Here is a 25,891-nt window from a genome sequence, read left to right as displayed (position 1 = left end):
TCGCTGGCGCAAAATGCTTCCGCCAGGACAGAGTTCCGATCCCAGAATTCACGAGGTTCCACGTACGTGACAACGCTTCGGCGGCCGACGGGCACGGACAGAGGAGCAAAGTGCGCCTAAATGGACCAACGGTTAATTAAGCTCGCCAAATTATATGAAATTGATCATTTTCGGGGATTGTCGATGTTGGCAGTGGGTCCAAGCCCCACTTCTGCACACTGGCCAGGAGCGGTACGGAGGCGCCGGTACCCGGTCCGGCGACTACTGCCCCGCATCGTCGAGGACCAACGGCCTGTGGGAGCCCTCACTCGCCGGGGGCGTCGAATGTGACCTGGGCCTCGAAGGCGGCGCGGCGCGTGGCCCGGCGCAGCGCCTTCAGCAGCGTCGCGCCGATGGTCAGGGTCAGCACCACGGTGAGCACGGCCCGGCCGAGGTCCCAGCCGAGCGACGTGGCCGTGCAATAGGCGAGGAAACGGACCAGGTTCTCCGGCAGCGGGTCCCCCGGGTGGAAGGAGATCCCCGAGCCGAGCCCGGGCACGATCGTCCAGCCGTACAGGTTCATCACCGTGCCGTACGCGAACGCCGCCACGAACCCGTACGCCGCGAGCATCAGCAGCTCGGCCCGCCCGCGCAGCCGGTCCGGGCCCGGCAGCAGGCCCGCGCCCATCGCGAACCAGCCCATCGACAGCATCTGGAACGGCATCCACGGTCCCACCCCCCCGGTGAGCAGCGCGGACGCGAACATCGTCACCGAGCCCAGCACGAAGCCGAAGCCGGGCCCCAGCACCCGGCCGCTCAGCACCATCAGGAAGAACATCGGTTCCAGCCCCGCCGTGCCCGCGCCCAGCGGGCGCAACGCGGCGCCGACCGCGGCCAGCACCCCCAGCATCGCCACCGCCTTCGCGTCGAGGCCGGAGTCCGCGATCATCGCGACGACGACGCCGACCAGCAGCGGCAACAGCGCGGCGAACAGCCACGGCGCGTCCTGGGAGTGCGCCAGGCCGGAGTCGGCACCGGCCAGCAGCGGCCAGCCGAACGCGACCACGCCGATCGCGCTGATCAGGACGAGCGCGGCGATCGCGCGCGGCCCGAGCCGCACCGGCCGTGTCCGGTTCCCGCTCACGACGCGGCTCCCAGCGCGCCGCGCACCTGCGCCACGGTCAGCCACTCCTGCGGGGCGAGGATCTTCGCGGTCTGCGGGGCGAAGGCCGGGGAGGAGACCACCACCTGCCGGGTCTCCCCGTCCGCGACGGTCTCCCCGTCGGCGAGTATCACCACCCGGTGCGCCAGCTCGGCGGCGAGTTCCACGTCGTGCGTGGCCAGGACGATCGCGTGGCCCTCGGCCGCGAGGCCGCGGAGCACCCCGACCAGCCGGGCCTTCGCCGCGTAGTCCAGGCCGCGGGTCGGCTCGTCCAGGAGCAGCAGCGGGGGCCTCGCGGTCAGCACGACGGCCAGGGCGAGCGCGAGGCGCTGCCCCTCGGAGAGATCGCGGGGATGGGTGTCGTCCGGCACGCCGGGCAGCAGCTCCGAGACCAGGGCGCGGCAGCTGCCCGCGGCGGCGCCCGCGTCGGCGTCGGCCGCGGCGCACTCGGCGGCGACCGTGTCCGCGTACAGCAGATCGCGTGGTTCCTGCGGTACGAGCCCGACCCGGCGCACCATGTCGCGCGGCTGCGTACGGTGCGGGGTCCGGCCGCCGACGAGGACGGTGCCCGTGGTGGGCTCGACCATGCCGACGAGCGTGGCCAGCAGGGTGGATTTGCCCGCACCGTTGCGGCCCATCAGGGCGACGGCCTCGCCGGCGGCGACGGAGAGCGTCACCCGGCGCAGCGCCTCGACGCGGCCGCGCCGCACGCCGAGCCGCTCGACCCGCGCCGGGGTATCGACGACGGCCGACTCGGAAGCGGTGGTGGTGGGTGCGCCGCGGCCCAGCAGCCGGGCGAGCACCCCACGCCGTACGGGGGCGGGGGCGGAGGGCAGCGGGGTCACGGCCGCCCCGGCCGGCACAGGTGACGGGGTGGGCGGCTGTGCCCGCGCCAGCCGCTCGCGCAGGTCCGACGCCCGGCGCCGGGCGTCGCGGACCGAGAGCGGCAGCGGCTCCCAGCCCGCCAGCCGCCCCAGTGCGACGACCGGCGGGTGCACCGGGGAGACGGCCATGATGTCCGCGGGCGCTCCCATGACCGGGGCGGCGCCCGGCGACGGCAGCAGGACGACCTGGTCCGCGTACTGCACCACCCGCTCCAGCCGGTGCTCCGCCATCAGGACCGTCGTGCCCAGGTCGTGCACCAGCCGTTGCAGCACGGCGAGGACCTCCTCGGCCGCCGCCGGGTCCAGCGCGGAGGTCGGCTCGTCGAGGACCAGGACCTTCGGGTGCGGGGTGAGGACCGAGCCGATCGCGACCCGCTGCTGCTGGCCGCCGGAGAGCGTGGCGATCGGCCGGTCGCGCAGCCCGGCGAGCCCCAGCAGATCGAGGGTCTCCTCGACCCGCCGCCGCATCACATCGGGAGCCAGCCCCAGCGACTCCATCCCGTACGCCAGCTCGTCCTCGACCGTGTCGGTGACGAAGTGGGACAGCGGGTCCTGGCCCACCGTGCCGACCAGATCGGCGAGTTCACGAGGTTTGTGGGTACGGGTGTCGCGCCCGTCGACCGTGACCCGGCCGCGCAGCGTACCGCCGGTGAAGTGCGGTACGAGACCGGAAACGGCGCCCAGCAGCGTCGACTTGCCGACCCCGGACGGACCGACGAGCAGTACCAACTCACCCTCGGGCACGGTCAGATCGACCCCGGAGAGGGTGGGCCGCTCCGTCCCCTCGTACTGCACCGAGACCTGCTCGAACCGGATCACTGGATCTCCTTGGAACGCGGGGCGTCCGGCGACGGCGGCACGGGCGCCACCACCGCGGGCAGCAGCCCGATCAGCGCCGCGGCCGCGGGCCACAGCGGAAGCACCGGCGCGGCCAGCGGTACGACTCCGGGGTGCAGCGCCTCCGCGTCGACACCCCCCGCCCAGATCATCGCCACGGCCACGGCGACCCCCGAACCCGCCACCAGCCAGGCCCGCGCATCCCACCGGTCGGGCCGGTAGCGGGTGCGGACCGAGCGGGCCCCGCCGAGCCGCAGTCCGGCCAGCGCGGCGACCAGCCCGGCGATGAGCAGCGGCAGGCCGTACACCGCGCCCTGCGCGGCCAGCAGTCCGTACGTACCCGCGCACACCCCGAGCAGCCCGCCGAGCGTGAGGACGTTCGTGGTGTGCCGGACGGCGGGCGGGACCTGGGCGCTGCGTCCGTATCCGCGCGCATCCATCGAGGCCGCCACCGCGACGGACCGCTCCAACGCGCCCTCCAGGACCGGCAGTCCGATCTGGAGGACCGCCTTGATGCCGCCGGTCGGACGGCCCCGCAGCCGCCGTGCGGTGCGCAGCCGCACCACATCGGCGACCATGTTCGGCGCGAACGTCATCGCGACGACGACGGCGACCCCCGCCTCGTACAGCGCACCGGGCAGCGACTTCAGCAGCCGGGCCGGGTTGGCGAGCGAGTTCGCCGCGCCGACGCAGATCAGCAGGGTGGCCAGCTTCGCCCCGTCGTACAGCGCGAAGAGCAACTGCTCGGCGGTGACCCGGCCACCGATCCTGACCCCCTTCGCCCAGTCGGGCAGCGGCACTTCGGGGAGGGTGAACACCGGATGCGTGCCGGGGATCGGCGAACCGAGAAAGACGGAGAAGACCAGCCGCACACCGACGACGAACAGCCCGATCTTGATGAAGGCCCCGTACGAACGGGCCCACGGCGCGTCCGTACGGCGCGCCGCGACGACGTAGCCTGCCACCCCCACCAGCAGCCCGAGCAGCAGCGGATTGGTGGTCCGGGACGCGGCGGTGGCGAGGCCGAGCGCCCACAGCCACCAGGCCCCGGCGGGCAGCGCGTTGCTACGGGTCGCCCCGGGGGCGCGCAGCGGGCTGCGCGGCCGGACCGGGCCGGTGGTCGGGGCGGTCATCCGCGGCGGCGGCGGGCCTGTGCGACCGCGGCGATGCCGAGGACGAGTACGGCGCCGACACCGACGAGCACCCCGGCGGACGGACCGCCGCCGGAGCCGCCGGAGCCGCCGGAGGCGGTGGAAGCGGAGGAAGCGGAGGACCCGGTGGAAGCGGAGGACCCGGTGGACTCGGCGGGAGCCGTGGACCCGGAGGCGGCAGGCGTCCCGTGCCCGTCGCCCGAGACCTGTTCGCCGCAGCCCGAGCCCGGATACCCGGATATGGCGCAGAGCAACGCGTCGCTGCTGTAGCGCAGCGGCTTGGCCACCGAGGCGAGCGCCTCCGCGGTGCTCGCGTCCGGGGCGACCTGCGCGCACGCGGTACGCGGCGCGGGCGGCGTCTCGCCGGCCGGGGCGTCCGCCGCCGTGCCCGGGTCGATGACCAGCGCGACCCGCTTGCTGCCGTCCTTGGCCGGGGTGTCCGCGCAGATCTTCGCGAAGTCGGGGGAGCGCCGCGGTTTCGCCGCGTCCTGGGAGTCCTCGCTCACCGCGAACCGGAAGCCCTGCACCGCGCCGTCGTCCGGCCGGACCAGGGACGGGCCCTGGGTGGCGTACGTCCAGCCGGTGCCGGAGCCCTCCCAGAACGACCAGTACCGGTAGCCCGCCGCCTGGGCCGTCCCCGCGCCGAGCACGGCCAGGACGGCGCTCAGGACCACCAGGAGAGCGGCGGCCCTTCCCGCCCGCCTCACAGCTGCTGGTTCTTCCGGCGGCCGCTGATCAGGAAGCCGGCGCCCGCACCGACGACGAGACCGATGCCGACGTACCACCACACACCGCCGATCACGTCGTCGCCGCTGTGCACCTCGTCCTTCTCCGTGGGCACGTACCCGGTGTCGGCGGCCGGGTCGGGCGTCGTGATGGCCGCGGGCACGGGACCGGTCGCGTTCAGCCGGTCGACGAGGTTGACGCCGCCGAAGTGGCGGGCGTCGGCGCCGGCCGCGTGCGCGGCCAGGATCAGCTGCGCGTAGGCGGCGGGGCCGCTCTGCTCGGCCCAGGGCCCGGAGTTCTTCTTCAGCCAGGTCATGGCCTTGGCGGTCTTGTCCTGGTGGCCCGCGGCGGACAGCGCGACGACCGCGTCCGCGGTGTTGCCGAAGTCGGGCTGCGGGGTGGAGTCGGCGGCGCCGGGCATCGGCGCCAGGTCGAGGTGACCGCTGGTGGCGAGTGCACCCGCGAGGAAGTGGGCGCCGTTCTGGGCGGCCTGCTCGGGCGTGAGACCGGAGCCGGGGTGGCAGCTGGGCGCCTTGGACGAGGCGTTGTTCCCGACGGCCAGGGCCTTGCCCATCGTGCCGAGCACGGCGGCCGCGGTGGCGTCCGCGTTGGCGGCGAGCTTCCCGGCCTTGTCGGGCTGGTAGGCGAAGGCGCCGCCGTCCTTGCCGCCGCACGGGATCGCGAGCGCCAGCAGCGGGTCGTAGGGGGTCTTGCCGCCGGGGGTGGTGATGTCACCGAGCCGCTGGCCCTGCCGGGCGAGGGCGCCGATCACCAGTGAGGTGGAGTTGGCGTCGCTGGCCGCGCCCGCGGCGTAGCCCCAGCCGCCGTCCTCGTTCTGTATGGACTTCAGCCACCGGACCGAGTCGTTCACGGTCTCCCGGTGCCCGCCCACCTCGACGAGCGCCTGGACGGCGGCCGCGGTGGCGTTGGTGTCCAGCACGGTCTTGTCGGTGCACGGCTGGGAGACGTCGGGCCGGTACGCGGCGTAGGCGCCGTTGGAGCACTGCTGGGCGATCAGCCAGTCCACCGACTTCGCGGCGGGCGTGACGCCCTCGACCCGCTGGGCGAGGAAGGCCAGCGACTGCCGCCAGACACCGTCGTAGGTGGGGTCCTTCGTGCCGTACAGCCCGGACGGCAGCGCGGCGGACGGCGAGGGCGACGGGGACGGCGCTGCGATCGCGACCGGGGCAGCGGCCGCACAGAACACGGTGGCGGTGGCGGCGAGCGTTACTGCTCTGCGGCGTACGGTCATGACGGGCGGGGCCTCTCCTGCGGGGGGATCCGGGCACAGGCACGCTCACGCACCAGGCTCCGGCCCCGTATACCTCGACGGTGCCGACCACCGGGGTTCCGGTGGTCGCGAGCCGGTCACGACCGCGGACAGGGCATTCCGACTCACCGTCCTGAACGACGGTTCACGGCTGCGTGGTCAGTGCCGGATTCGCACCGGCTTCCCCCTGAACGGGCATGATGACGACTCCCACACTCTACCGGGCGCCTTCGGACGGGCTCCGGGCCGGTAGTGAGGCGGCCCCCGGTCGCCGCCGTCGCCGCCGGACGGTCACGCCGCGACGTACGTCCTGGCGTGGGCCCTCTTCGCCGGTGGTCCACCGCGACGTACGTCCTGGCGTGGGCTCCTGCCATGGCACCCTGTCGCCGGGCGGTCACACCGCGATGTACGTGACCGGCTCGCTTCCCGCCACCGCCTCCGCGCGTCCCAGCTTCACCAGCCGCCGCAGATGCGCCTCGGCCTCCGAGACGGCGATGTTCCGCGAACCGTGCGGGATCTGCTCCCAGGGCCGGTTCCACTCCATGCGCTCGGCGAGCTCCCACGGCGTCAGCGGTGTGGCCAGCAGCGCGAGCAGTCCGGTCAGCCGGTCCTCGTGATGGTCCAGGAGTTCCCGTACGCGCCCCGCGGCATCCGCGAACGCGTACTGATGGGCGGGCAGCACCTCCGCGGCCCCGAGCCCGCCGATGCGCTCCAGCGAGTAGAGGTAGTCGCCGAGGGGGTCGGTGACCGTCGTGTCGTCCGGGTCCTCGTACAGCCCGATGTGCGGGCTGATCCCCGGCAGCAGATGATCCCCCGAGAAGAGCCTCCCCCGCCCCGGCAGATTCCCCGGATGCTCCTCCTCCAGGTGCAGACAGACATGGCCGGGCGTGTGCCCCGGCGTCCAGATGGCCCGCAGCGTGCGCCCCGCCAGATCGAGGAGCTCCCCGGGAACGATCTCCCGGTCCGGAAGCGCCGCCCGCAGCCCCGGCAGGGTCCGCATCCGGCCCCCGCCCGCCGCGGCGGCCCGCAACGGCACGAGATGCGCCTCGGGCGCACCGACCGCGGTGAGCTTCGCCACCAGGTACTTCAGCCAGGTACCCGGTTCCGACTCCCGGGTCCGGCGCACGATCGCCGCGTCCGCCGCATGCATGGCGATCCAGGCCCCGGACGCCTCACGCACCTGCCCGGACAGCCCGTGGTGATCGGGGTGGTGGTGGGTGATGACCACCCCGTGGATGTCACCGACCCCCGTCCCGACGGCGTCGAGCCCGGCGGTGAGCGTGTCCCACGCCTCCGGATCGTCCCAGCCCGTGTCGATCAGGACCGGCCCGCGATCGGTGTCGAGGACGTGCACGAGGGTGTGGCCGAGCGGATTGTCCGGGATGGGGACCTTGATGCTGTGCACGCCCCCGCCGTGGTCGGTCACCTGCGCGGTCACCTGTGTCATGGGCCCCATCTCTCTCTCGGCGGCATGCAGTTGTGGTACGTCGCGCCCACTGTAACCAGAACTTATTTCAGTGGTAGCCCCGGTCGACCATCTGATCGGGGTGCGCCTGGGGGGGTCCGCGCCCGGTGGCGTGGGCGGGCTTCGTCGTGGCCGTGGACTCCTGGAACTGGAACTGGTATCAGTTCTGACACGGAGTCAGAAAATGAGTCGGGTAACGTGCCGGGCCGCGGGAGGCAGCAGTCATGACCGAGCTTGTCGAACACGGAAAACTGTTCATCGGCGGGGAGTTGGTCGATCCGCTCGGCCGGGATGTCATCGAGGTCGTCTCCCCGCACACCGAACAGGTCATCGGCCGGGTGCCGCATGCCTGCGAGGGGGACGTGGACCGGGCCGTCGCCGCCGCCCGGCGTGCGTTCGACGAGGGGCCCTGGCCGCGGATGACCGTGGACGAGCGGATCGCGGTGATCACTCGGATCAAGGACGCGTTCGCCGCGCGGTACGAGGAGATCGCCCGGGTCATCAGCACGGAGAACGGCACCCCGTACACATCGAGCGTCATGGTGCAGGCGCTCGCCGCGATGATGGTGTGGGACGCGGCGATCACCGTCGCCCGCGGCTTCTCGTACGAGGAGCGCCGGGACGGGGCGCTCGGGCCGCTGCTCGTGCGCCGGGAGCCGGTGGGGGTGGTTGCGGCCGTGGTGCCGTGGAACGTCCCGCAGTTCACCGCCGCCGCCAAACTCGCGCCCGCGCTGCTGGCCGGCTGCTCCGCGGTGCTCAAGGTCTCGCCCGAATCCCCCCTGGACGCCTACATCCTGGCCGAGATCGCCGCCGGGGCGGGGCTGCCGGAGGGGGTGCTCTCGATCCTGCCGGCCGACCGCGAGGTCAGCGAGTACCTGGTCGGGCATCCCGGCGTCGACAAGGTGTCGTTCACCGGGTCCGTGGCCGCGGGACGCCGGGTGATGGAGGTCGCCTCCCGCAACCTCACCCGCGTCACGCTGGAACTGGGCGGCAAGTCCGCCGCCGTGATCCTCCCGGACGCCGACCTGGACGCGGCCGTCGCGGGCATCGTCCCCTTCGCCTGGATGATCAACGGCCAGGCGTGCGTGGCCCAGACCCGCATCCTCGTTCCGCGTTCCCGCTACGACGAGACGGCCGAGGCGTTCGCCGCCGCGGCGGGTGCGCTGAAGGTCGGCGACCCGCTCGACCCCGCCACCGAACTCGGCCCCCTCGTCGCACGACGCCAGCAGCAGCGCTCGCTCGACTACATCCGGATCGGCCAGGACGAGGGCGCCAAGATCCTTACCGGCGGCGGCCGTCCGGCGTCCCAGGAGCGGGGCTGGTACGTCGAGCCGACCCTCTTCGGCGACGTCGACAACTCCATGCGCATCGCCCGCGAGGAGATCTTCGGCCCCGTCATCTGCCTCCTGCCGTACGGCGACGAGGACGAGGCCGTACGGATCGCCAACGACTCCGACTACGGCCTCAGCGGCAGCGTCTGGACCGCCGACACGGAGCGCGGCATCGACGTCGCCCGCCGGGTCAGGACGGGCACGTACAGCGTGAACACCTTCAGCCTCGACATGCTCGGCCCCTTCGGCGGCTACAAGAACTCCGGCCTGGGACGGGAGTTCGGCCCCGAGGGGTACGCCGAGTACTTCGAGCACAAGATGATCCACCTGCCGGCCGGATACGAGGGGGCGTGATGGGCGACCGCTGGTCCGTCGAGGTCGACCGCGGGGTCTGCATCGGCTCCGGGATGTGCGTGAACCAGGCGCCGGGCGGATTCACACTGGACTCCGCCCGGCAGTCCCACCCGTCGGTCCCGGAGACCGACGCCAACGAGACGATCCTCGCCGCGGCCGAGGGGTGCCCGGTCGAGGCGATCACGATCACGCTGATCGGCTCGGGGGAGGCCGTCTTTCCGCCGGAGGAGTAGGCGCAAGAGTGGACGGGGCGGCGACGGTCAGAAGTCGATCCGCATGACGCCCCGCGCTCTGAAGGCCGTTCATGGCGTGGGTGCCGGTGGTGTGGGCGTGATGGTCACCTGGTTGCCGTCCGGGCCGACGTGGACCGTGACGGCGTTCGGCAGGTGCACATTGGTGGCGGAGAGGTAGACGGTGTCCGAGGCCGGGTCGAAGTAGAGCTGTGCGGAGTCGGCGCGCACCAGGCTCTCGTCGAGCACTCCGCTGTGGATCCACTGCGCCCCCGCCGGTGCGAACTCAGCGAGTTCGGCAGGAATGGAGATGCCCTCGGGCTCGGCCCCGACGACCGCCGGCTGCATCTGCGTGGACGCCGTCAGGGCGGCCACCGAGCCGGGGCCGAGCTTCATGAGGGCGCTGACGTGGTAGTCCGTGGGGCCGGGCACTCGGCTGTCCGCACCGAGGGCCTTCTGCTGCCAGTGCGCCGAGACGATCCGACCGAGCTTCGGCAGGCGCTTGGCCAGCGGCTCGGTGTCAGTGTCGATCTCGGGGGCCTTCGAGGCCTTGGCCTTCACGTCGGCTGCGGGGCCGACCGCGCAGCCGGTGACCACGGTTGCCGCCAACAGGAGCGCGCTCACCCGTACAAGCGATCTTTTACGATCCGTCACTGCTTCCCCCACCGTGCTCAGCGTCTGCTATTCCATCACGCGGCCTGCGAGGGCCAACCGGTGCGCGCCCGGAGCCTGCCGGGGCGGAATGCGAGCCTACTGTTCGAGCCAGGACCGTGGAGGAGGTGCTGTGCGCTCGGATGTGAACCGGACGCCGCTCTCGGCCTCTTGTGGGTTACAGCGTTTCCGGCCTCCTGGTTGTGCGGTGAGCGGGCCGCCTCCCTTGCGAACCAAGAGGGTGAAAATGCCCAAACGGCGATTTTTGGATTATCTCTGTAGTCAATCGGTATACCTGGGTGTTTGGGTGTCCCTGTCGAGTAGCAAGTTCCCTCTGCAACGTTCGAGGTGAAGGGGACACGAACATGGCTGACTGGAAGAACATCTCCGGTGGTCTCACCCGGATCTCCGTCGGGTCGAGGACTCATGTCTGGGGTGTGAACTCCCTGGGCCAGATCTATCGGTACACGGGGCACGACTCGAATCCCTGGGTGGGTATCCCCGGCAAGGCGGTGGATATCGGTGTGGCCGCCGACGGCACCGTCTACCACGTCAACTCCGCCGGAGGCATCTACCGCTACACCGGAGACCAGCCGAGCTGAGCTCGGACAGCAGCTCCGAGGGTCCCATGTCCGGATCGCATGGGCCCCACCTCCTTTCCACCGGGCACTGTCACACCGCACCGTCCGGAACGGCACCGATCCGGTGGGCGCTACGAAGGGTGCCGAACTCCGGCGCAGGACGAATGAGTCGACCCTCGACGGACCGGGCGCCGCTCAGGTCGCGCACCCGCTGTCCGCGATCACGAAATGGCCCGCCGGTGATTCCCGCAGCGTGTGGGTGACGAAGACGTTGTACAGGCCCATGTTCTCGTTCGAGCCGTTCGCGTACGTGTATCCGCCCGTGGTGTGCGCCCTCCCCGCAGTGACGTGGGCGTAGTTGGTCGCCGTGAAGCACTGGGCGGGCGTGCCGCCGGTCGTGGTCGCCACCACAGGGGGCGAGGTGGTGCCGGGTGTGCCCGAACCGTCGATCGCCGTCACCGTGTACTGGTAGGCCGTACCGGCGGTGAGGCCCGTGTCCGTGTACGTCGTGGAGGTGGGGGAGGCGACCTTCGTACCGTTGCGGTGGACCGTGTACGAGGCCGCGCCCGGGACCGCGTTCCAGGACAGCGAGGCGCTGTTCGCCGTGACGGCGGTGACCCGCAGGCCGGACGGGGCGGGGAGTTGATCGCCGCCGCCCGGTGCGCCCTGGTCCAGGCCCCAGAAGACGCCCGTGTGGTACGTCGAGCAGATGGTGTTCAGGAAGTACGCCGCCGTGCTCCCGCACTGGTCGGTGCCCGAGCCGGGGCTCACGGCGAGGCCGTGGCCCATGCCGGAGATGGAGTACGTCGCCACGGCGGGCTTCCCCGTGGCGTCGTTGTAGATGCTGCGCGTCGTGTTCCCGGGGAGGGTGTCCGTGGACGACGGGGTCTGGCCGATGCCCCAGACGTCCGTCCACTGGTCGCGCAGGGCCGTGGCGTTGGCGGGGTACACGGTGTAGTCGGAGGTGCCCTGCCAGATCGCCACGCGGGGCCAGGGCCCGGAGTATCCGGGATAGGAGCCGCGTACCTTGTCGCCCCACTGCGCGGGCGTCAGCTTCTGCGGGCCCGTCTGGCAGCCGGACGCGGCCGACTGGCTCGTCGCGCACTGGGCGGGCAGACCGGACGCCACGGAGCCGCCCGCGAACACGTCCGGGTACGCGGCCAGCAGGTCGGCCGTCATCCCGCCGCCCGCCGACAGGCCGGTGACGTACACCCGGCGGGCGTCCGAGCCGTACTGCTGCTTCGCGTACTCCACCATCTGCACGATCGAGGCGGCCTCGCCCTTGCCCCTGGTGTCCTCGGCCGGGTCGAACCAGCCGAAGCAGGACAGGGCGTTGTTGGCTGACGTGGTCTGCGGGAAGACCACGGCGAAGCCCCACAGATCGGCGTACTTCGGCCAGCCCGAGTTGGTGTAGTAGGCGTCGGCGGTCTGCGTACAGCCGTGCAGGGCGATCACCAGCGGCGCGTTCGCGGGCAGACCCGCGGGGGCGTACTCGTACATCTGCAGATTGCCCGGGTTGGTGCCGAAGCCGGTGACCTGCTCCAGGCCACCGGCAGCAACGGCCGGCCGCGCCGCTGCCACGGTGCTCAGCGTGGCAGCGACGAGCGCGAGAGCGGCCGTGGACGCGACGCGCCGGAACAGGCGGCGCAGGATCGATGGGCGCACGGGGGGCCTCCCTGTTCGGAACGTGCGGACATGCGGACCGTTGCCGGAACCTACGAGTCCGGGCCGCCCCGGCCCATGGGGCGGGCTGACATCCCTCGAGCCCCGCTGTGTGCGGCGCCGCTCTTGCGCCGTGAGCACCGGCGGGGAGCGGGCCCGCGAGCGGCCTCCTCAGACTTCGACCCTCGCCGCGAGTTCCTGTCGCGCCCGGGCCGCGGCGCCGACCGGTACGGCGTCGGCGCCCAGGGCGGCCCGGACCAGCCGGACCGGGTGGCCGCTGACCGGCGGGTCGGCGGCCAGCGACGCCAGGATGAGGGGTTCCAGCAGGGGCCAGGCGCGGCTGACCCCGCCGCCGACCACCACCGTGGTGATGTCCACGACGCCTGCCGTCATCACGATCGCCCGGGCGATCCCGGCACCGGCGGCCCGGTACACCGCGAGGGCGTCCTGGTCACCGTGGTCGGCGGCCTGCGCGACTTCGCGGGCGGTCAGCCGGCGGCCGGTGCGGTCCGCGTAACGGGCGCCGATGGAACGGCCGGACGCCAGGGTCTCCAGATGGCCCCGGCCGCCGCACGAGCAGAGCAGATCACCGAAGCCGGGGATGTGCCCGATCTCGCCGGCCGCGCCGTGCGGCCCGGCGAACAGCGCGCCGCCGGTCCACAGCGCGCCGCCGACCCCGGTGCCCAGCGTCATCCCGAGGACGTCCGACTCGCCGCGCACGGCGCCGCCGGACACCTCCCCGTAGAGGAAGGCGTTGACGTCGTTGTCCAGGAACGCCGGGACGCCCAGCGCCTCCTCGACGGCGTCCGTCACCGCGAAGCCGGCCCAGCCGACGAAGGAGTCGCTGGCCACCAGGATGCGGCCGGTGGCGGAGTCCACCACGCCGGCCGCGCCGACCCCGCAGCCGACGAGCCGGCCGGGGGTGCGCTCCAGCAGCGGGGCCAGCGCGCCCAAGGCCGCGCCGATCATGGCCCGGCCGCCGTCGGCCGCCGGGGTCGCCGCCTCCGCGCGGTCCAGTACGGTCAGGTCCTCGGCGCAGACCACCACCTGGGTCGTGGTGCCGCCGATGTCCACTCCGGCGAAGAGCGTACGGTCACGGAAGCTCATACCTGGGCCTCCGTCCGGCCGGCCGCGAGGGTGGCCAGACGTTCGGCTCTGCGGTCGCGCTGGATCACCGGGTCGGGCACCGGCACGGCGGCCAGCAGCCGGCGGGTGTAGTCGGTCTCCGGGTGCAGCAGGGTTGCCCCGGTGGGGCCCTGCTCCTCGATCCGGCCGGCCCGCATCACCGCGACGCGCTGCGCGAAGTGCTGTACGACGGCCAGGTCGTGGGAGACGAAGAGACAGGCGAAGCCCAGCTCGTGCTGGAGCTCGGAGATCACTTCGAGTACCGCCTCCTGCACGCTCACGTCGAGCGCGCTGGTGGGCTCGTCGGCGACCAGCAACCGGGGCTCCAGGACCAGGGCGCGGGCCAGGCTGACCCGCTGGCGCTGACCTCCGGACAGCTCCCGGGGGGTGCGCCGGGCCAGTTCACGCGGCAGTCGGACCCGGTCGAGGACGGCGGCGACCTTGCTCTGGCGGTCCTTGGCGGAGAGCTCGCGGCGGTGCACCCTGAGCGGCTCGGCGACGCATTCGCCGACCGTCATCCGGGCGTCCAGCGAGGCCACCGGGTCCTGGAGGACCACGCCGATTCCGGCCCGCAGCGCCCGGCGGGCCCGGGACCGGGTGCGGCCCAGGTCGCTGCCGAACAGCGAGACGGTGCCGGAACTCGGCGGGATCAGACCGAGCGCTACCCGGGACGCGGTGGACTTTCCGGAGCCCGACTCGCCCACCAGGCCCAGGGTCTCGCCGGCGTGGACGGCGAGCGAGACCCCGTCCAGGGCGCGCACGGCGCCCTTGCCATGGCCGAACACCACGGAGATGTCGTGGAGTTCGACCACCGGCTCGGTGTCCGGGCGGGCGGTGGCAGCCGGCGCGGCCGGCCGGCCCGCCTCGGCGACCGACAGCCGGGGGACCGCGGCGAGCAGCCGCTCGGTGTACTCGTGGGACGGGCGGAGCAGTACGTCCTCGACCGGTCCGGTCTCCACGATCTCGCCGTGGTACATCACGGCGACCCGGTCGGCGAAGTCCGCGACCACGCCCATGTTGTGGGTGACCAGCAGGACGCCGGTGCCGGTCTCGACGGCGAGCCGGCGCAGCAGGTCGAGGATCTCGGCCTGCACCGTGACGTCCAGCGCGGTGGTCGGCTCGTCGGCGATCAGCAGGGCCGGTTCGTTGGCGATGGCCATGGCGATGACCACCCGCTGGCGCTGTCCGCCGGAGAGCTGGAAGGGGTAGGCGGTGGCCCGTCTCTCCGGCTCCGGGATGCCGACCTTGCGCAGGAGTTCGACGGCCTCGGCGGCGGCTTCCCTGGCGGACACCTTGCGGTGGTTGCGGATCACCTCGGCGATCTGCTTGCCGATCCGGGTCAGCGGGTCGAGCGCGGTGGCCGGCTCCTGGAACACCATGGAGACGGTCCGGCCGCGCAGCGCCGCCAGGCCGGCCTCACGGGCACCGACCACCTGGTTGCCGGCGATGGTGGCGCTGCCGGTGGCACGGGCGTTGCCGGCCAGCAGGCCCATCGCGGCCAGTGCGATGGTGGACTTGCCGGAGCCGGACTCGCCGACGAGGGCGAGCGTCTCGCCGGGGCGGACGCGCAGGGAGACACCCCGGACGGCCGGCACCTCGCCGGTCTCGGTGGTGAAGACGACACCGAGGTCGTCGAGTTCGAGAATCGGCTCGGCCTGCGGGGCGGCGGAGCCCTGGGTGGCGGTCATCCGCGTCCCCTCACGTCGAATGCGTCGCGGAGTCCGTCCCCGATCGCGTTGAACGCCCACACCACCAGGATGATGGCGAGGCCCGGCGGGAGGATGAGCCACCAGTAGCCGGAGTAGGCGGCGGTGAGACCGGCCGAGAGCATGCCGCCCCAGTCGGTGGCCGGCGGCTGGACGCCCAGGCCCAGGTAGGAGACGTAGGCGACCAGCAGGATGGCGTCGGCGATCTGGAAGGTGGCCGCGACGATGATGGTCGAGACCGAGTTCGGCAGGATGTGCCGGGTGATCGCCCGGGTGTGCGTCCCGCCGATGGCCCGCAGGGTCAGGACGTAGTCACGGTTCTTCAGGCTGAGCGTCTCGGCCCTGATCAGCCGGGACGGCACCAGCCAGGAGACGAAGCCCAGGATGACGATCAGTCCGGTCAGGCCCGGGGTGGTGATGGCGGAAACCACCAGCAGGATGAAGAGCGCCGGGATGGCGATCCCCGCGTCCACGATCCGCATCATGACCGCGTCGACCCAGCCGCCCGCGTAGCCGGCGACGGCGCCCCACAGGGTGCCGATCACGGTGGCCAGGATGCCTGCGGCGAGGCCGACGATCAGCGACACCTTGCCGCCGTACATCAGCCGGCCCAGCTCGTCGTGGCCAACCGCATCGGTGCCGAGCCAGTGCGAACCATCGGGGGCGAGGTTGACCTGCTGGAGCATCGTGTGGGTCTGGTCGGTGGAGTACACCAGCGGACCGACGAAGCAGAACAGGAAGAAGAAGACCACGACGCCGAGCCCGACCACGGCGAGCCGGTTGCGCAGGAAGCGCCGGACGGCGAGCCGGGAGCCGGACGCCGTGGCGGTGGCGGTGGCCGTGCCGGGCACCTGGCCCGGCTGGATGACGGCGCTCATGCCCGGCCTGCCTTCACTCGGGGGTCGATGATCCGCTGGACGATGTCGGCGAGCAGCGTGCCGACCACCGTGGCGGCCGCGATGACCAGCACGCAGCCCAGCAGCACCGGGTAGTCGGAGGACTGCGCGGCGGTCCAGAAGAGCAGCCCCATACCGGGGTAGTTGAAGAGCTGCTCGACCACCAGGGCGCCGCCGAACAGCACCGGTACGTAGTAGCCGAGCATGGCGACCACCGGCGTCAGCGAGTTGCGGAACACATGCCGCCACAGGATGGCGCGGGAGCGGGAACCGCCGGCCCGTGCCGTCCTGACGTAGTCCTCGGAGAGGTTCTCCAGGGTGGCCGCCCGCATGTAGCGGCTGAACACCGCGATCATCGAGGCGGCACCGGCGATGACCGGCAGCACCAGCGCCTGCGGTTCGGAGAACACCTGGGCGAGCGTGTCCCCCTGCGGGGCCTGCGACGGGAACCACGGCAGCGCCTGGCTGAACACCAGTACCAGGAGCAGCCCGAGGAAGTACACAGGCGTGGAGTAGGCGATGAAGCTCAGCGTGGTGATGACGTAGTCGATCGGCTTGTTGCGCCGGACGGCCTGCCACATGCCCATCGGGATGGCCAGCACGAGGCCGAGAAACGCCGACAGGGCGGTGAGGACCAGGGTCTTGGCCAGCCGCTCGGTGATGAGCTGGGAGACCGGCTCATTGAGGGTGTAGGAGGTGCCGAGGTCGCCGTGCAGCAGCTGGTTCAGGTAGTAGAAGTACTGCACGGGAAGTGGCTTGTCGAGGCCCTGCTCGTGGTTGAAGGACGCGATCTGCTGCGCCGTGGCCTGCGGGCCGAGGATCCCGCGAGCGGGACCCCCGGGCAGGGCGTGCAGCAGACCGAAGACCACGATCGTCACGATGACGATCACCACGACGGCTTGGAGGACTCGCCTTATCAGGTACGAGGAAGTGCTCATGTGCTTTCCGGTCGCTTCGGCTCAGTGGTACGCGTGGTCACCGGCCGGGCTCACTTGGTCGTCCACTTCCACATGGCGGGGTGGAAGTTGGCGAGCGAGTCCTGGGCGAAGCCGTCCAGGCCCTTCTTGACCATGGAGACCTGGTAGTCCGGCTCCGGCAGCCAGATGACCGGGAGGTCCTTGGCCAGGGCCGCGCTGTACTTCTGCACCGCCTCGTCGGAGGAGGAGATGGTGGTCTGGGTGATCAGCTTGTCCACGGCCGGGTTGGAGTAGCTGCCGAAGTTGGAGCCGCCGCCGGTGGCGAAGAGCGAGTCACCGCTCGGGTAGGCCGGGAAGTACCAGCTGCCCGCGGTGCCGAAGAACGACAGCTGCCACTTGCAGCCGGCCTGGTCGGCCGTGCACTGGCCGGCCTGCGAGAGGACCGAGTTGACCGGGGCGGTCTTGATGGTGAAGTCGATGCCGGTCTTGGCGAACGACGACTGCAGGGCGCTCATCATGTTGTCGGTCACGGTCGAACCGGACTGCGAGAGCACCTGCATCGAGAACTTGGTGCCCTTGTCCACGCCGGCGCCGCACTGGCTGTCGCCGGTGCCCGGGCTGGTGCACACCATGGTGCCGTTCTGCTCGCTCCAGCCGTGGCTGGTCAGCAGCTTCCTCGCCTTGGCGGTGGAGAACGGGTACGGGTTGTTCTTCTGCTCCGACGAGACGAAGGACGAGCTCTGGCCCTGCGGGATCGGGCCGTAGGTGGGGACCGCGGTGCCGTTGAAGACGACCTTGGAGAGGGTGGTCTGATCCACCGACATCTGGATCGCCTGGCGGGCGTAGAGCTGCTTGAACACCGCGCCCATGGTGGGGTTGTTGAAGTTGTAGGGCATGTACGTGATGGCCCAGCCGGACCACGGCTTCACCGTGTAGCCCTTGGCGGCGAAGGACGACTCCTGGCTGAGGTTGGTGGCGTTGATGTAGCCGTAGTCGACCGTGCCTGCCCTCAGAGCGTTCTCCTCGGCGTCCGTGGTGGTGAACGGCAGCAGGTTCACGGTCTTGATGTTGGCCTTGCCGCCGCCGTCGTACTTGGCGTTGGCCACCAACTGGACCTTGCCGGCCGTGGAGAACGACTTGATGGTGTACGGGCCGCTGACCGTCTTCCAGAGCGGGTCGGTGGCGTAACCGGAGATCTTCTTGGCGCTGTTGTTCAGGTACGCCCAGACCTTCTTGGCGTCCGCGGCGGTGCGGTCGAGGTCCGACACCGTGCCCGAGTCGCTGGTCTTGTCCCAGACGTGCTGCGGCATCGGGCGGATCATGCTCAGCTCGTTGGCGAGCATCCACTGCTGGTTGTACGCCTGGTCGAAGGTGATGGTGAAGTGCGTGTCGTCGACGACCTTCAGCGAGGTCCAGTTGTCCGGCGCCTTGCCCGGGCTGTAGCTGGCCCAGTCGGCCTTGTTGGCCTTGACCAGGTTGAACCAGAACTCCACGTCGCGGGAGGTGATCTGCTTGCCGTCGCTCCAGTGCCGGTCGCCGAGCGTGATCGTGACGCTCTTGCTGTCCTTGGCGAAGTCTGCGGCGGTGGCCAGCGAGTTGTCCTTGTTCCAGCCGACCTTGCCGGTGGAGCCGTCGTAGGCGATCAGCGGTTCCCAGAGGGACTGGGATATGGAGGAGTTGTTGGTGTTCAGGTGCGCGGCGGTGCCGACCGGGAGGATCCAGTTCGGGGTGAAGTTGGCCGGCAGCGCGTAGTTGATGGTGTCCGACGAGCCGGAGGCGGACGACGACGAGGTGCCGCCCCCGGAACAACCGGTCAGCAGAGCACCCGCGGTGACGGCGGCGCCCGCGACGAGGGCCCAGCGGCGGCTGTTCGCCGTGTGAGCAAGGAACATGACTCTCCTCAGGGTGAAAGGACCCGTATGTCCGGGACCGGCACTGCGTTCACGACAGCTAACGACGGACACGCCGAAGAAACAAACAAGAAATAGTAAAAAGTAAGTTACTGCACCTCTGAAAAAAGCCCACTTGCCTCGACCCCTCCTCTTCTTTGGGTTGATTTGGGTGGATTAAATGGGTTTCAGGTGTGGCTCACTTCCTTCGTGAAGCTGTTCCCCCATCGCCAGGCGCGGGCGTATTGTCTTCGCCACACACACCGTTGCGGAAGTAACTTCGTACATGACTGAAATAAGTGCATGGGGCCGCAAGGCTGCGAAAGGCACCCCGGCCCTCGCCGCGCGGGTCCTGGAACTCGTCGCATCGGGCCAGGCCTCGTCACGCGCCGAACTCGCCGGACTGCTGGGGGCCGCAGCCTCCACCATCTCTCTCACCGTGGCCCATCTGGTGGAGCGCGGGCTGATCGCCGAGGAGGGTACCCAGTCCTCCACAGGCGGGCGCCCCCGCAAAGTGCTGAGACTGGGAAGCAACGACGAGTTCGCCGTCGCCGCCGACCTCGGCGGCCGGCACGCCCGGATCGGTGTGGTGCTGCCCGGCGGCGGTCTGAGCGATGTCTCGACCGTTCCCTTCGTGATCGCCGACGGCCCCGAGGCGGCCCTGCCCCGGCTCGCCGAGACCCTGGAGGCGCTGGCCGAGCAGCGTGGCCGCGGCCGGCTGCGCGGGGTCGGGCTCTCGCTGCCGGGGCCGGTGGACGTCGCGTCGGGCTCGGTCGTCCTGCCGTCCCGGATGCCGGGCTGGAACCGTTTCCCGGTCACCGCCTGGCTGGAGGAACGCTTCGGTGTCCCTGCCGCCGTGGACAACGACGCCAACTGCATGGCGATCGGCGAGCACACCGTACGGCCCGCCGAGTACCGACAGGCGATCATGGTGAAGATCGGCTCCGCGATCGGCGCCGGCGTCATCGTCGACGGACGTCTCTACCGGGGCGCCACCGGCGCGGCCGGTGACATCACCCACATGCGGATCGACGGCGGCGCCGACATCCCTTGTTCCTGCGGCAACACCGGCTGCCTGGAAACCGTGGCGTCCGGCGCCGCCCTGGTCCGCATCCTGCGCGAGCGCGGGGCCGACGTCAGCAGCACCGAGGACGTGGCCCGGCTGGCCGTCGACGCAGACCCGGAGGCCACCCGCGCGGTCCGCAGGGCCGGCGACTACCTGGGCCAAGTGCTCGCCGCCAACGTCAACTTCTTCAACCCGGACGCGGTTTACCTCGGCGGCATTCTCTCCACCCTGGAGCCGTTCGTCGCCGCCGTACGCAGCCAGCTCTACGAGAGCTGCCACCCGCTGGTCACCCAACACCTCACCATCGAGCGGGCCAGCCTGGGCGCCGACGCAGGCCTGGTCGGCGCCGGGCAGTTCGCCCTGCAGCGTGCCCTGACCCTCGCGCTGCGCGAGGTCGGCGGCAGCGACCCGTTCCGCGCCCCGGCGCCCCGCCACGCCTGACACCCCACCCCCTACGAGGAGCCATGCCGCAATCCCGCACCGCCGCAGCCCGCCCGGTCATAGCCATCGCCGGACTCGGCATCGAGTCGTCCACCTTCTCCCCCGCTCGCACCCAGGCCGCCGCCTTCCACCCCTCGCGCGGCGCCGAAGTGCTGGACCGCTACCCCTTCCTGGCCACCGGTGAGGAACTGCGCGAGGCGGCCGACTGGCACGGCGCCCTGGTCGGCAAGTCGCTGCCGGGCGGCACCGTCACCGCCGCCGCCTGGGCCGAGCTGACCGACGAGCTGATCGAACGGCTCGCCGCGCTGCCCAAGCCGGACGGCCTCTGGTACGACATCCACGGCGCCATGACCGTGGAGGGCATCGAGGACGCCGAGGCGGTGCTGCTGGAGCGCATCCGCGCCACCGTCGGCCCCGACGTGATCATCTCCACCTCGATGGACCTGCACGGCAACGTCTCCCGCGAACTCGCCCACGGCAGCGACCTGATCACCTGCTACCGGATGGCCCCGCACGAGGACCACATGGAGACCAAGGAGCGGGCCGTCCGCAACCTGGTGGAGCTGCTGGCCTCCGGAGCGCCCCGCCCGGTCAAGGCCTGGGTGCCGGTGCCGGTGCTGCTGGCCGGCGAGCAGACCTCCACCCGGATCGAGCCGGCCAGGAGCGTGTACGCGGCCGTGGACGAGGTCGAGGCCACGGACGGTGTGATCGACGCCGCGATATGGGTCGGCTACGCCTGGGCCGACGAAGCGCGCAACCGTGCCGTGGTGGTGGTCACCGGCACCGACCGGGGCGCCGTGTCGGCCGGTGCCGAGCGCCTGGCCCAGGGCTTCTGGAAGGCCCGCGACGACTTCGACTTCGTTGCCCCGACCGGCACCTTCGACGGCATCCTGGACGAGGCCCTGGCCTGCGACCAGCGCCCGTACTTCATCAGCGACACCGGGGACAATCCGACCGCCGGCGGCGCCGGCGACGTGACCTGGGGCCTGACCCGGCTGCTGGCCCGCCCGGAGTTCCAGAAGGACGACGGCCCGACCGTCATCTACGCCTCGGTGCCCGGACCGGCCGCCGTCGAGACCGCCGTCGCCGCCGGTGTCGGCGCCACCGTCACGGTCACCGCCGGCGCCGAGGTGGACGACCGGCACGCGGGCCCGGTCACCCTGACCGGTGTGGTGCACGCCATCCGGCACGGCGACCGCGACGCCGAGACCGAGGTCGTCATCCGGGTCGGCAGCGTGTACGCGATCCTCACCAAGCTGCGCAAGCCCTACCACCACGAGCACGACTTCACCGACCTGGACCTCGACCCGCGCGGCGCCGACATCGTGATCGTGAAGATCGGCTACCTGGAGCCCGAACTCTTCGACATGTCGGTCGGCTGGAAGATGGCGTTCACCCCCGGCGGTGTGGACCAGGACCTGGTTCGCCTGGGCCACCACCGCATCCGTCGCCCGATGTTCCCCTTCGACCGCGAGATGGCCGACCCGGATCTGTCGGCCCGCATCATTCCCGCCTCCGACCAGCCGCTGACCGGGGACGACGAGTGACCGCGCGCCCCGCCCTGGAGATCGCCGTCACCTCACCGGCCGGCGCCCGGACCGCCCGGGAGCACGGCGCCGACCGGGTCGAACTCTGCGCCGCCCTGGAGCTGGGCGGCCTGACCCCGTCGGCAGCCCTGGTGGAGGCGGTCGCCGCGGAAGGGCTGCCGGTGCAGGTGCTGGTCAGGTGCCGGCCCGGCGACTTCGTCCATGACGCGGAGGAGATCGCGCTCATGGCCGCCGAGGTGCGGTCCGTCATCGCCTCCGGTGCCTCCGGCGTCGTGATCGGCGCGCTGACCGCCGACGGCGCCCTGGACACCGCGGCGGTCGCCCGGCTCGCCGAAGCGGCCCGCGCCCCGGGTCGCCCGGTGGACATCACCCTGCACCGCGCCATCGACCAGTCCGCCGACCCGGTGGCCACCGCCGCACTGCTGCCTTCACTCGGCCTGACCCGGGTCCTCACCTCGGGCGGCGCTCCCGCCGCGGCCGACGGGCTGGCGGCGATCGCCGCGATGTGCGCCGTCGCACCCGGGGTGCAGGTGATGGCCGGCGGCGGCGTGCGCCCCGCCGACATCCCGGCCCTGACCTCAGCCGGCGTCGCCGCCGTCCACCTCTCCGCCAAGACCAGGGCGCTGCCCCGGCGCGGCGGCAAGTGGATACCGCTCGGCGCCGGGGGCGCGTCGGCCGAGCAGGACACCCACTTCGTTACCGACCCCGAAGTGGTGGCCGAGGCACGACGGGCGGTGGAGACGGCGGGCTGACCTCGGACCGGGGCACGAACCAGCGGTACGCGACGGACCTGCCCTGCCCCCGTCTCGACGCGGCCCATTGGCAGGCCCGGACGCAGGGGCCCGATCGCCCGGACGCGGCCCACTGACCGGCCCGGACGCAGGGGCCCGATCGCCCGGAAGCGGCCCACTGACCGGCCCGGACGCAGGGGCCCGATCGCCCGGACGGGGCCCGCCAACGCCCCCCGGCGAGGGCCCGCACCATGTACGCCGCCACCATGCCGACGTACGACGGTGTGTGCACCGACCCCGTGTGACGCGGGCTCCGGCCTCCTTACGGTGACGACCATGGAGACTCCCCAGAGCCCGGATCACGGGCCCGCCCCGCACGCCGCCCCGGCCACCGCCCCGCCGCTCGCCGCCGGTACCTCGCCGTCGCCCACGGACCGGCTCCTCGCCGGACGCACCGCCCTGGTCACGGGGGCGGCGAGCGGGATCGGGCGGGCCTGCGCACAGGCCCTGGCCGCCGCGGGAGCCCACGTCCACGTGGTGGACAAGGCCGCCGACGCCGCCGAGGACCTGGCCCGGGCGATCGGCGGGACGGCGTGGGTCCTCGACCTCGCCGTCCCCGACGCGGTCGACACGCTGCCCGCCGACGCGGACATCGTGGTCAACAACGCCGGGCTCCAGCACGTCGCCCCCGTGCACGCGTTTCCGCCGGACCGCTTCGCGCTGATCCAGCGGGTCATGGTGGAGGCCCCGTTCCGCATCTTGCGCCGGACCCTGCCGAGCATGTACGAACGCGGCTGGGGGCGCGTGGTCAACATCTCGTCCGTCCACGGCCTGCGGGCCAGCCCCTACAAATCGGCCTACGTGACGGCCAAGCACGCACTGGAGGGACTCAGCAAGGTGGTCGCGCTCGAAGCGGCGGAGCACGGGGTGACGAGCAACTGCGTCAACCCCGGGTACGTACGCACGCCCCTGGTCGAGAACCAGATCGCGGACCAGGCTCTTGCGCACGGCATCTCCGAGGAGGAGGTCGTGGGCCGGATCATGCTGGAGCGCAGTGCGATCAAGCGCCTGATCGAACCCGACGAGGTCGCCGAGGCCGTGCTGTGGCTCTGCGGGCCGCGTACCGGGCACATCACCGGCACCTCCCTCTCCATGGACGGCGGCTGGACCGCCAACTGATCCCCCGCCCCCTACGAACGCCGGTCGCCCATGTCTGAACCGTCCGCCTCCGCCGCGCCCCATCTGCGGCGCCTCCTCGACCTGCTGGCCGACGACGCCCCCGCCGAGGCGCTGGGCGCCGTCTCCTCACAGGCGCGGGCCGCCGGGGTGCCCGCGGGCGATCTGGCGGAGGTGGAGCGGGCCGCCGCCACCGCCCTGCGGATCAGGGGCGCCCTGCGCCAGCACCGGCGCCGCGAGCTCCAGCTCACCGCGCTCTTCGACACGGCGGGCGACCTGGCGGCCTCCCGCGACCTGGACAACGTGCTGAACGCCATCGTCCGCCGCGCCAGGATGCTGCTCGGCACGGACACCGCGTATCTCACGCTCCCCGACGAGGAGGCCGGGGACACCTACATGCGGGTCACCGACGGGTCGGTGTCGGTGCTCTTCCAGCGGCTGCGGCTTGAACTCGGCCACGGGCTCGGCGGTCTGGTGGCGCAGACCGCGAGCCCGTACGCGACCCCCGACTACCGCACCGACGAGCGCTTCCACCACACCCGCAACATCAACGCCGGGGTGCTCGACGAGGGGCTCGTCGCCATCCTGGGCGTGCCCCTGCTCCTGGGCTCCAGCCGCGGCGGTACGGGAAAGGTCATCGGAGTCCTCTTCGCCGCCGACCGCGCGCCGCGCGTCTTCAGCCCCGACGAGGTCGCCCTGCTCTGCTCGCTCGCCGCGCACGCCGCGATCGCCATCGACACCGCCCGCGCACTCGCCGACACCCGGTCCGCGCTGGACGAACTCGCCGAGACCAACGCGGAGCTGGCCGAGGCCAACGCGGCTGTACGGGCCCACTCGGCGGCCATGCAACGGGCCGAGGAGTCCCACGACCGGCTGACCGACCTGGTGCTGCGCGGCCGTGACGTCAAGGACGTCGCCGCGGCGGTCGCGGGGCTGCTGGACTCCCCGCTCACCATCCACGACCCCGGCGGGCGGCCCCTGGCGGCCGTCCGCCCCGACGGTGCGGACTTCGCCGCCGACAGCATGGACGCCGGGTGGCTGGCCGAGACCGCCGAGGAGTCCCGTACGGGAGCCCGCGCCGTGCACCGCGACGGCCGGTGGATCTGCGCTGTCCTCGCCGGACGGGAGCTCCTGGCCGGTCTGGTCCTGCACCGGCGCGAACAGCTCGACGACTCCGACCGGCGGCTGTTCGAGCGGTCCTCTGTGGTCACGGGTCTCCTGCTGCTGTTGCGGCGCACGGTCGCCGAGACCGAGAACCGGGTCCGCGGCGAGCTGATCAGCGACCTGCTCAGCGACCCGGACCGCGACCCGGCCGGGCTCGCCGAACGCGGCCGGCGCCTCGGCATAGACCTCGACCGCCCGCATCTGCTGCTGGTGGCCGAGGGCGGAGCCCGGGAGAGGCTGGCCCCTGCCGCGATGCGCTATCTGTTCGGCGGTGACATCCACGGGGTGAGCGCCGAACACACCGGGAACGTGGTGCTGTTGATCGATGCCGGTGACCCCGGTCCGGCCGCCGGTGACGCGGCGCGCGCGGCGGCCGCGCAGCTCGGACAGCTGACCCAGGCCCCTGTCACCGTCGCCGCCACCGGACCGGCCCGCGGCGCCCGGGAGCTGGCCTCCGCATACGGGGAGGCCGCCCGCTGCCTGCGCGCCATGCGGGTCCTGGGGCGTACGGGGGAAGGCGCGTGCGTCGAGGAACTCGGCTTCCTGGGCGTTGTGCTGGGCAACGCCCAGGACGTCGACGGCTTCGTCTCGGCGACGCTGGGGCCCTTGCTGGAGTACGACGCGCAGCGCGGCACCCATCTCGTGCGGACGCTCGGCGCCTACTTCGGGTCCGGGGGCAGCCTCATCCGCGCCAAGGACGAACTCCACGTGCACGTCAACACGGTGGTGCAGCGGCTGGACCGGGTGCAGGTGCTGCTGGGGCGCGACTGGAACGAGCCCGGGCGGGCGCTGGAGCTGCAACTCGCGTTGCGGCTGCATGCGTTGACGGATGGGCGGCAGGAGCGGTAGGGGCCGTCCGGCCGCCCGGGGTGCGTTCTGTTGTCGCTGTCCTCAAACGCCGGACGGGCTTGGTTTTGCCCGGCGGGCTGAAGGGTGTGCTCAATCGCCGG

General features: G+C 72.0%; 21 protein-coding genes and 1 riboswitch. Of the genes, 8 read left to right on the top strand and 13 right to left on the bottom strand.

The features are described 5' to 3' along the window. Positions 1 to 304 precede the first annotated feature (304 nt). The 6 genes from OH735_RS10660 to OH735_RS10635 all read right to left on the bottom strand — a co-directional run bounded on the left by OH735_RS10660 (position 305) and on the right by OH735_RS10635 (position 7,456). Positions 305 to 1,123, bottom strand: a complete 819-nt coding sequence (locus OH735_RS10660) for an ECF transporter S component (RefSeq protein ID WP_406381138.1) — start codon at positions 1,121 to 1,123, stop codon at positions 305 to 307. Then, on the bottom strand, positions 1,120 to 2,844 hold the full coding sequence (locus OH735_RS10655; protein ID WP_406381137.1) for an ABC transporter ATP-binding protein: 1,725 nt from the start codon (positions 2,842 to 2,844) through the stop codon (positions 1,120 to 1,122). The genes OH735_RS10660 and OH735_RS10655 overlap by 4 nt, the downstream gene beginning before the upstream one ends. After that, positions 2,841 to 3,995 (bottom strand): energy-coupling factor transporter transmembrane component T, encoded by a 1,155-nt coding sequence (locus tag OH735_RS10650; protein ID WP_406381136.1) that lies wholly within the window; start codon positions 3,993 to 3,995, stop codon positions 2,841 to 2,843. The genes OH735_RS10655 and OH735_RS10650 overlap by 4 nt, the downstream gene beginning before the upstream one ends. Further along, the gene (locus tag OH735_RS10645) at positions 3,992 to 4,720 is read right to left on the bottom strand and encodes an SCO2322 family protein (protein WP_406381135.1); all 729 of its coding nucleotides are present in this window, start codon (positions 4,718 to 4,720) and stop codon (positions 3,992 to 3,994) included. The genes OH735_RS10650 and OH735_RS10645 overlap by 4 nt, the downstream gene beginning before the upstream one ends. Next, the gene (locus tag OH735_RS10640) at positions 4,717 to 5,991 is read right to left on the bottom strand and encodes a prenyltransferase/squalene oxidase repeat-containing protein (protein WP_406381134.1); all 1,275 of its coding nucleotides are present in this window, start codon (positions 5,989 to 5,991) and stop codon (positions 4,717 to 4,719) included. Before OH735_RS10640 ends, OH735_RS10645 begins: the two co-directional genes overlap by 4 nt. A 131-nt stretch (positions 5,992 to 6,122) precedes the next feature. Then, positions 6,123 to 6,198, bottom strand: a riboswitch (cobalamin riboswitch). Between the two features lie 205 nt (positions 6,199 to 6,403). Then, the gene (locus OH735_RS10635) at positions 6,404 to 7,456 is read right to left on the bottom strand and encodes an MBL fold metallo-hydrolase (RefSeq protein ID WP_406381133.1); all 1,053 of its coding nucleotides are present in this window, start codon (positions 7,454 to 7,456) and stop codon (positions 6,404 to 6,406) included. A gap of 242 nt (positions 7,457 to 7,698) precedes the next feature. Here OH735_RS10635 and OH735_RS10630 point away from each other — a divergent pair, with 242 nt between their 5' ends. Both OH735_RS10630 and OH735_RS10625 read left to right on the top strand, forming a co-directional pair. Continuing rightward, entirely contained in the window at positions 7,699 to 9,159 is a 1,461-nt protein-coding gene (locus OH735_RS10630) for an aldehyde dehydrogenase (RefSeq protein WP_406381132.1), read from the top strand. Then, positions 9,159 to 9,392, top strand: coding sequence for a ferredoxin (locus OH735_RS10625; RefSeq protein ID WP_384446472.1), 234 nt, complete (start codon positions 9,159 to 9,161; stop codon positions 9,390 to 9,392). Before OH735_RS10630 ends, OH735_RS10625 begins: the two co-directional genes overlap by 1 nt. 69 nt (positions 9,393 to 9,461) lie before the next feature. Here the strand turns inward: OH735_RS10625 and OH735_RS10620 are convergent, their stop codons facing one another. Then, complete coding sequence (locus OH735_RS10620) at positions 9,462 to 10,013, bottom strand: hypothetical protein (protein ID WP_406381131.1); 552 nt, start codon at positions 10,011 to 10,013, stop codon at positions 9,462 to 9,464. A gap of 392 nt (positions 10,014 to 10,405) precedes the next feature. Between OH735_RS10620 and OH735_RS10615 the strand changes: the two genes are divergently transcribed. After that, complete coding sequence (locus OH735_RS10615) at positions 10,406 to 10,642, top strand: tectonin domain-containing protein (protein WP_406381130.1); 237 nt, start codon at positions 10,406 to 10,408, stop codon at positions 10,640 to 10,642. Between the two features lie 174 nt (positions 10,643 to 10,816). Here the strand turns inward: OH735_RS10615 and OH735_RS10610 are convergent, their stop codons facing one another. From OH735_RS10610 to OH735_RS10585, 6 genes are all read right to left on the bottom strand, one after another. Continuing rightward, positions 10,817 to 12,286, bottom strand: a complete 1,470-nt coding sequence (locus OH735_RS10610) for a PHB depolymerase family esterase (protein WP_406381129.1) — start codon at positions 12,284 to 12,286, stop codon at positions 10,817 to 10,819. A gap of 168 nt (positions 12,287 to 12,454) precedes the next feature. Continuing rightward, on the bottom strand, positions 12,455 to 13,390 hold the full coding sequence (locus tag OH735_RS10605; protein ID WP_406381128.1) for an ROK family protein: 936 nt from the start codon (positions 13,388 to 13,390) through the stop codon (positions 12,455 to 12,457). Then, positions 13,387 to 15,096 carry a dipeptide ABC transporter ATP-binding protein gene (locus tag OH735_RS10600; RefSeq protein WP_406381127.1) on the bottom strand — a complete coding sequence of 570 codons (1,710 nt, stop codon included), beginning with the start codon at positions 15,094 to 15,096 and terminating at the stop codon, positions 13,387 to 13,389. The genes OH735_RS10605 and OH735_RS10600 overlap by 4 nt, the downstream gene beginning before the upstream one ends. Continuing rightward, complete coding sequence (locus tag OH735_RS10595) at positions 15,093 to 15,992, bottom strand: ABC transporter permease (RefSeq protein ID WP_406381126.1); 900 nt, start codon at positions 15,990 to 15,992, stop codon at positions 15,093 to 15,095. The genes OH735_RS10600 and OH735_RS10595 overlap by 4 nt, the downstream gene beginning before the upstream one ends. Beyond that, positions 15,989 to 16,948: an ABC transporter permease gene (locus tag OH735_RS10590; protein ID WP_406381125.1), complete on the bottom strand. Its 960-nt coding sequence runs from the start codon at positions 16,946 to 16,948 to the stop codon at positions 15,989 to 15,991. Before OH735_RS10590 ends, OH735_RS10595 begins: the two co-directional genes overlap by 4 nt. A 50-nt stretch (positions 16,949 to 16,998) precedes the next feature. After that, entirely contained in the window at positions 16,999 to 18,819 is a 1,821-nt protein-coding gene (locus OH735_RS10585; RefSeq protein ID WP_406381124.1) for a peptide ABC transporter substrate-binding protein, read from the bottom strand. A gap of 283 nt (positions 18,820 to 19,102) precedes the next feature. On the opposite strand from OH735_RS10585, the gene OH735_RS10580 reads away from it, so the two are divergent. The 5 genes from OH735_RS10580 to OH735_RS10560 all read left to right on the top strand — a co-directional run bounded on the left by OH735_RS10580 (position 19,103) and on the right by OH735_RS10560 (position 25,790). Further along, the gene (locus tag OH735_RS10580) at positions 19,103 to 20,323 is read left to right on the top strand and encodes an ROK family protein (RefSeq protein ID WP_406381123.1); all 1,221 of its coding nucleotides are present in this window, start codon (positions 19,103 to 19,105) and stop codon (positions 20,321 to 20,323) included. Positions 20,324 to 20,346: 23 nt separating this feature from the next. Further along, complete coding sequence (locus OH735_RS10575; protein ID WP_406381122.1) at positions 20,347 to 21,870, top strand: M81 family metallopeptidase; 1,524 nt, start codon at positions 20,347 to 20,349, stop codon at positions 21,868 to 21,870. Continuing rightward, positions 21,867 to 22,622 carry a copper homeostasis protein CutC gene (locus OH735_RS10570; RefSeq protein ID WP_406381121.1) on the top strand — a complete coding sequence of 252 codons (756 nt, stop codon included), beginning with the start codon at positions 21,867 to 21,869 and terminating at the stop codon, positions 22,620 to 22,622. The genes OH735_RS10575 and OH735_RS10570 overlap by 4 nt, the downstream gene beginning before the upstream one ends. A gap of 315 nt (positions 22,623 to 22,937) precedes the next feature. Further along, positions 22,938 to 23,780 (top strand): 3-hydroxybutyrate dehydrogenase, encoded by an 843-nt coding sequence (locus OH735_RS10565; RefSeq protein ID WP_406381120.1) that lies wholly within the window; start codon positions 22,938 to 22,940, stop codon positions 23,778 to 23,780. Positions 23,781 to 23,810: 30 nt separating this feature from the next. Then, entirely contained in the window at positions 23,811 to 25,790 is a 1,980-nt protein-coding gene (locus tag OH735_RS10560; protein ID WP_406381119.1) for a helix-turn-helix domain-containing protein, read from the top strand. Positions 25,791 to 25,891 lie beyond the last annotated feature (101 nt).

The sequence above is a fragment of the Streptomyces sp. NBC_01618 genome (genome assembly GCF_045209435.1).
Classification (GTDB): Bacteria; Actinomycetota; Actinomycetes; order Streptomycetales; family Streptomycetaceae; genus Streptomyces.
Note: the sequence above shows the minus strand (reverse complement) of the source record. Positions and strands in the feature narration are given on the sequence as shown.